This window comes from Paenibacillus zanthoxyli JH29 (assembly GCF_000520715.1).
GTDB lineage: Bacteria > Bacillota > Bacilli > Paenibacillales > Paenibacillaceae > Paenibacillus_AQ > Paenibacillus_AQ zanthoxyli.
In genome coordinates, this window is the sequence record NZ_ASSD01000641.1 from 1 (window position 1) to 7,258 (window position 7,258).

The following is a 7,258-nucleotide window of genomic DNA, read 5'->3' on the forward strand; positions in this document are numbered from 1 at the left end:
TACTTTCGCTGTGAGATATTTTCAGGATAGACTGACGGAATTGGCCATACTGCTACTAGGAGCTCTTCTACTGTCTACAGAACCTACATCGAGAATAACATCATGACTCCAAACGGGGCTGCCTTCGGGTAGCCCTGTTTTCTTTTAGGAGGTGTTGTCATCATGGCAAAACGAAAACGCGAAATCACGGATGCGAAGATTGATAGATTTATCAAAGAAGGCAGAGGGCAAGGAATAGGAGCCGATTATCTTCCGTGGCTGCGAGTACAGGATGTGCCGTCAACAGGCAGATCGACTCGGGGTGTCGGCTGGACTACAGGCAGACAACACACCTTCTTGTCCGATTTGGAGCGCGATTATTTCTATGCTCTGGATTATGCCGATGGAGTAACAGATATCCGTGAGCAATATCCTCTCCTTCCGCTTGAAGAAACAAAGCTGATTGCAGACAAGCTTGGTATTGAGCATCCCAAAGACCCCAAAACTGGCGTTGATATCGTCATGACTACGGACTTTGTAATTACATATAAAGACAAGGAATATGCGAGGACGGTTAAGCCCGCCAAAGATCTGGAGAACAAGCGCATATTGGAAAAATTCGAAATTGAACGAACATACTGGGAGTCACATCAGGTCGATTGGGGAATTGTGACCGAGCGGGATTTGCCTTATACGTTAATCCGCAATATCGAATGGATTCATAAAGAGTATCACAATGAAGATGTCGAGAAATTTGGGATATTTGCTATCCAAAGCTTGGAACGTTCACTTGCTGCCTCCATTTTGTCGGGCACTGCAATAGCTAAGGCGTGTCTCGCTTGCGATGAACAAATGGGGCTGGAAGCCGGGACAGCCCTGGCTATGTTTAGACATTTTGTAGACCGGAAGATTTGGTCCGTAAATATGAATGAGAAGATCAATCCATCGAATACTGCTAATGGCTTTCATATTACTGGAACAAATGACTTATTGGCGAAAGGCGGCTGAGGCATGCAAATACTCTTTGAAAATATGGTAGTCGAATGGCTGATGCCTGAGTCTGATCTGCGTCAGGTTGAGAGAATATTATGGATTGCCCCGAATGAGGAATACCTTTACTGCATTGCAATGGATGATGATAAGGCTTTCCCTGTTATGAAGGCTTATTCGGAATATGCCGCAGGTATTGCATCGAAGCTTTGCAGGCAAGTGGACTGGATCAATGATAGCGTTCCTGTAATTGATACCGATATTGCCCCAGAGCATCTGGCGCTTCGGGAAAAGTCGTGGGACACCATCAAAGATATCGTCCTGGATGAACCAAACTGCTATGACAAGAACTTCAGAGGCGCTCGAATTCGAGAGGTTCAGGAACAGACTGCAGTTCACAAAAGTACAATATATCGCTATTTGCGCAGATATTGGCAGGGCGGGAAAATGAAGAATACGTTACTGCCTCACTATAACAATTGTGGCAGCTACGGCAAAGATCGTACTCCTACCGAAGCCAAACGGGGGCGTCCTCGAAAGTTTGAACATGAGCCGGTCGGCATAAACATCGACGAAGAAATCAAGCAGTTGCTGAGGTCAGGGATACGATTGTTTTATAACTCGAAGGAGAAGTCTCCTTTAAAACATGCTTATCAGAAGACACTTGAGAAGTTCTTCGCGAACGGATACCGCCAAGAAGGACAAGCTCTAATTCCCGTTCTCCCGCCTCCGGAGAAGCTGCCCACTTTTGGTCAGTATAAGTATTGGTTTCAGAAAGAGATGGACCTTGCAAATACGCTAAAAAGCAGACACGGAAAAAAGAGATATGAGCTGAATTACCGTCCCATACTCGGAAGCTCTACTGATGAAAGCTTTGGTCCAGGCTCGAGATTTCAGATTGACGCTACGGTTGCAGATGTTTATCTGGTTAGCGAATATCAGCGCGAATGGATCATTGGCCGCCCGGTTGTTTACATTGTCATTGATGTATTTAGCCGCTATATAACTGGCCTATACATTGGCCTGGAAGGCCCAAGTTGGATTGGAGCCATGATGGCTTTAGCCAATACAACAGCTGATAAAGTACGGTATTGTGCCGAGTATGGCATTGAAATAACCGAATCCGAATGGATGAGCAGCCATTTGCCGCAAAAGCTTACAGCAGATCGCGGTGAGCTGGAGGGTGACAAGCCGACTCGACTTATTGACGTTCTTGGCGTTGATGTCGAGAATGCCCCGCCTTACAGAGCGGATTGGAAAGGGATTGTAGAGCAACAGTTTCGTCTTGTGAATCTGAGAAGTATACGATTTGTTCCAGGGGCAATCAAGGAACGCTTTAGAGAACGCGGCGAACGAGATTATCGTTTGGATGCCAAATTGACGTTGCGAGAGTTTACTCAGATTATGATAAAATACGTTCTTTATCATAACAACAATCATCACATGCTTTGGTATGATCGGAATGAATTTATGGTAGCAGACAATGTTATATCGGTTCCGCAGCAATTATGGCAATGGGGAATAATTAATCGGACTGGTCGCTTAAAGAAGCTTCCAGAAGCAATTGTTAAGCTCAATCTCCTTCCTCAAGGAGAAGCTACTGTTACATCTGCTGGAATCCAATTCAAAGGTGTCCATTATGGCTGTGATCTGGCGATACGAGAGCAATGGTTCGTAAAGGCCAGAGTCGGCAAGACCTGGCGTGTAAAAGTGTGCTATGACCCGCGATCAACCAACGAAATTTACTTATGGTTGGATGAGGGAAGACAGTTCGAGGTATGCACTCTGCTTGATCGAGAAGATCGATATCTCAACAAGAGATTTGAGGAAGTAGACGACTTATTGGAGATTGAACGATATCATGGCAGACATCACGAGATAAACAATATGTTGGCCAAGATTGACCTAGATGCGCAGACTAAGGCAATTGTAGAGCAAGCGACGAAAAAGACAAACGAAGCGTTGCTAAATAGCGATACAAGTAGTAATCAGCGCGTTAAAGGGATCAGGAGAAATCGGAGTGAAGAAAAGCAGTTGAATCGGCCACAAGAGGTTTTCCAGCTATCTGAACTCCGTACAGTTGAAGGCAAAGACACCAAGGATGATAACGTAGTACCGATAAATCGAGATGCAACAACAAAATCGCAAGAAGCCTATATACCTCCGGCCGACAAGCTTTCCAAGATTAAAGCCTATTTGCAGGAAGACGGTGATGAAGGGTGAACGAGATAGATGTTCCATTGTTTCACTTCAGTCGAGGTCATTTTATAGAGGCTGATTATCAAGATCCGCTGCTTGAGGATTATAGGAATAATCCTCTCTTGGAGGCGTTGCCGCCTATTTGGGATGACAAAACTGTAGCCAAGCAGCTGGCAGCCAATCCGAGTTTTAATGTTGCTGAACGAGAATTGCCTGTCCATTTAAGAATGCATTGTGTGCAGCGGATTTCAAGAGATTTCTTCCGTCCATTATCGAGGCATCTCGAATTGCAACAGAGTCTCTCCAGACTGATCAGGGACGGTTATGTGGGCCGTAATCCTCTTACTCCTAACTTATGCATTCAGAGCCCGTAAAGATGCTTATGAGCTCATTATGAAAGGTAATACAAACGGTTATCCCGTGAACACACCGACATCGGCAGGCTTTGCTTTGGTTGGCATATCCGGAATCGGGAAATCAAGCAGTCTGATGCGTATTCTCCAGATGTACCCTCAAGTTATCTTGCATCGAAAGTATAAAGGGCAGGATATGCCTGCTCCCTATCAAATCGTATGGCTAAAAATGGACTGTCCGCATGACGGCTCTATACGCGGCTTGTGTTTGAATTTTCTTCTGGCCGTTGACAGCTTGGTAGGGACGAAGTATTACAAGAAGAATACGACAAAGACGACGGATGAGTTATTGCCGATTATGGCGCAGGCAGCTGCCGTGCATTGTCTCGGTGTGCTTGTCATTGATGAAATTCAGAATCTACAAGAAGCGAAAGATGATCGAGCCGCGCAGATGTTGAACTTCTTCGTCCAACTGGTGAATACGATTGGTCTTCCGGTCATTCTTGTTGGTACCTATAAGGTGTTGCCAGCCCTGAATGGAGAGTTCAGAAATGCGCGGCGCAATAGCGGTCAAGGCGATGCAACATGGCACCATTTTCAGAAGGACGAGGAATGGGAATGGCTTCTGCAGGGACTGTGGAAGTACCAGTGGACCGACAAAAAAGCAGAGTTGACGCCGGAGTTTATAGATATCATGTTCGAGGAGTCTCAAGGCATATCGGATATTGCAATTAAGCTGTTTATGCTGACGCAATGGCGTGCATTGGACAAAGAAATCGGGCATATTGCACCGGAACTCATTCGCTCCGTTGCCAGAGATCGATTTACGCTGATCAAGCCAGCACTTGAAGCGCTGCGCTCGGGGAAGAAGAATCAAATTCAGAAGTTTGCTGACATTTATGACAGCGTATCTGTAGATGACTACTTTAATCGAATCGATGCTGAGAAGCGGAAGGCTGCGCGGCTTGAGGTTATAAAGACTGAGCTTGGTTATGATCTACAAGAGCAGACGGTTTCTGAAATTAATGTGTGGCTGATTGAGGCTGGCATAGGAGAAGCCATCGCATTAAAAGCAGCGCAGGCTGTAGTACAGAAGCATCTTCATGAAATGGATACCATAGATTTGCACAAAGAAGCGCTGAAGATTGCGTTACAGGAGCAGAATAATACCTCTTCCACTAACAAGTTTATTCAGCGAAGCAAATCGAAAGTGAAGTCAAAACCGACAGAACCAAATGATTTACGCGTAATTGTATCTCAGGGCAAGAAGCAGAAGTTGGCGGCATACGATGCCCTCAAAGTTGCTGGTTACATTAAAGATCCAATGGAGTTTATCGGATAGAAGGCGGTGAAAGTATGGATATGTATGGTGGTATGCCTCTCCCTTACCCGGATGAGTTACTCTATAGCATGATTACTAGATATCACCTGCGGATGAACAACTCAAGCCCGAAATGGACATTCCGGGAATTATTCGGTACAGATAATGTTATTCCTACATTGGATCTTCCCAGTCATCTCGATAATCTATCCCCCAGAAGCCAGATCATAGGTATAACATCGGATCAATGGATTGACGAGCATACGTTATATTCATACTACGCCCCCTTTCTTCCAGAGAATCGAAGCAAACAATTAAAGCAGATGATGAGAAGCAATGACGGTTCTGGCATTCATACACTGGTTGGTATTACAGCCAGTTCCATGGAGCGGAACGGTGAATTGCGATTCTGTCCTTCATGTTATGAAGAAGATATCAAGCGGTTTGGCGAGCCTTACTGGCATCGTGTACATCAGGCTGCCGGGGTAATGTTTTGTCCGGAACATCATATTGTGCTTCATAGAATAACACATCCTGTTTCGGATCGGCACGGTTTAACGGTGTTGCCTATCGCGAGACACTTATTTCAATCCCAACCATTGGTATTGACTGTTCCAGAGAGAGCTCACTTACGATTGCTTGGAATTGCTCAGGATATTCAGTTGTTGCTTAGCGTTGGTCACTCACTTAATCTATACAATTCCAGAGACTCTTTACTGCATAAATTAAGTGAACAAGGCTGCTTGACCCCAGCCAATCGGATTCGGCAACGTGAGCTTGAAATGAAGTTGATTTCTTATTATGGTAAAGAAATGCTTGAACTCCTGAACTGCATGACCTATGGGAATGATTACTCCTGGCTGGCAGTGGCAACAAGGAAAGCTCGAAGAGCCGTTCATCCTTTAAGACAGTTGCTGCTTATAAGCTTCCTCTTTGGTTCTTTCGGACGCTTCTTGGAGCAAAAGAATATGACCTACTCCCAATTTGGTGAAGGCCCTTGGCCTTGTCTAAATAAGGCAGCGGATCATTATAAAGAATCACTCATCCAAAATGTGCAAATTACACGTTGTTCAGACACCGGCAGACCGGTAGGCACCTTCACCTGTGGTTGCGGATTTTCCTATTCCAGAAGAGGCCCGGACCAAAGGCCGGAAGATCGATATCGAATCGGCCGTATTAAAACTTTTGGCCCTGTCTGGAAGAATCAACTGATGGTTTACATGGAGAATGGTTTATCTTACCGATCTGCCGCCGAGAAGCTTGGGGTGGATACGAATACCGTCATCAAGTACGTACGACTAGATCCGGCAAATGAGAGCGTCTGTCATGAAGTGATCTTACGATCTTCTCGAACAGTAAAAACGAAAGTTCCAAGTAAGAAACGTAACGCAAGACACGTTCGAGTAGATTGGAAGAAACGTGACCTCGAATTGAGCTGGGAGGTTGAAGAGGCTTGTAATAAGTTGATTGATGATAGGAAAATAAAGCCTATTCGAATCACATTTGCCTCAATAGGCAAGCGTATTGGAAAACTTGCATTACTTGAAAAGCATAAAGACAAGCTTCCGGTCACGATGGCTATATTGTCGAACCATCTCGAAACAGTTGATCAATTTCAAATACGCAGAATTCAATGGACAGCAGAACAAATGCATGATGAGTTTCCCATCAAACGATGGAAATTAATCAGAAAGGCCGGCATACGACCGGGTTATTCTAATGCCGTTTCCGAAGCACTTAATTATTATAGCGGTCATGGATTGCATAGCTTGAACTTCGCAGATGGGGTGATGACGCAATGGCTTCAGTAGAATTCCGTCCTTGGCCGTTCGAAGAAAATGAGGATGTGGAACTGATATGGTATGGCTCGCCGTACACCGACTATAAAGAGGACTGGAGAGTTCGAATTGCCTTTAGAAGAGTATCGGGAGAAATTAAAGTTTTAACTCGTGCTTGGGGAGCGATTCCCTATTTGCGCATTGGCCAGCTTTATACAAATGGTATACATAATCAAGTCCGCCCAATGAGCGGTTCGTCGTATACATGCACCATACCCTCACTTGATAATGGTAAGGTTGTGAATGGATTTCAATTGCCTAAGCGTCTCATTGACTTCGGAAAGAATCCAGAGCTGGGAACGCAAAAAATCGTTCAATATACTATTGGAAATATAACATATTGTATTCCTGTTATCGAACTTATCAGAGCGATGTTTATTAATTCGAGGCTGATGGCGTATTCTTTGTTGCAGCCTCATGGTTTAGAACAACTTATTGAACGATGTGAGTTTGAAAAAAATATTCTCCATTTTCATTTAGGAACTCGAGTACCTAATACAATGGCTACGGAGAGCAACGCCCGTCATATGTCATGGATTTATCTAGTACTTCGTAACGATTTAAATTCATAGTTACAT

At 44.6% G+C, this 7,258-nt stretch carries 6 protein-coding genes; all 6 read left to right on the forward strand.

The genetic code is table 11. The features are described from left to right. Positions 1-162 precede the first annotated feature (162 nt). From L691_RS0124460 to L691_RS0124480, 6 genes are read left to right on the forward strand one after another with little or no spacing between them, the layout of a single operon-like run. Complete coding sequence (locus L691_RS0124460) at positions 163-987, forward strand: heteromeric transposase endonuclease subunit TnsA (protein ID WP_025692871.1); 825 nt, start codon at positions 163-165, stop codon at positions 985-987. Between the two features lie 3 nt (positions 988-990). Next, positions 991-3,192 (forward strand): Mu transposase C-terminal domain-containing protein, encoded by a 2,202-nt coding sequence (locus L691_RS0124465; protein WP_036738128.1) that lies wholly within the window; start codon positions 991-993, stop codon positions 3,190-3,192. Beyond that, complete coding sequence (locus L691_RS33810; RefSeq protein ID WP_232229272.1) at positions 3,189-3,542, forward strand: hypothetical protein; 354 nt, start codon at positions 3,189-3,191, stop codon at positions 3,540-3,542. The genes L691_RS0124465 and L691_RS33810 overlap by 4 nt, the downstream gene beginning before the upstream one ends. Before the next feature lie 19 nt (positions 3,543-3,561). After that, positions 3,562-4,863, forward strand: coding sequence for an ATP-binding protein (locus tag L691_RS30070; RefSeq protein WP_232229273.1), 1,302 nt, complete (start codon positions 3,562-3,564; stop codon positions 4,861-4,863). A 14-nt stretch (positions 4,864-4,877) separates the two neighbouring features. Beyond that, on the forward strand, positions 4,878-6,653 hold the full coding sequence (locus tag L691_RS0124475; RefSeq protein WP_025692873.1) for a TnsD family Tn7-like transposition protein: 1,776 nt from the start codon (positions 4,878-4,880) through the stop codon (positions 6,651-6,653). Further along, a complete protein-coding gene (locus tag L691_RS0124480; protein WP_025692874.1) occupies positions 6,641-7,252 on the forward strand; it encodes a hypothetical protein in 612 nt (203 codons plus the stop codon). The genes L691_RS0124475 and L691_RS0124480 overlap by 13 nt, the downstream gene beginning before the upstream one ends. Positions 7,253-7,258 lie beyond the last annotated feature (6 nt).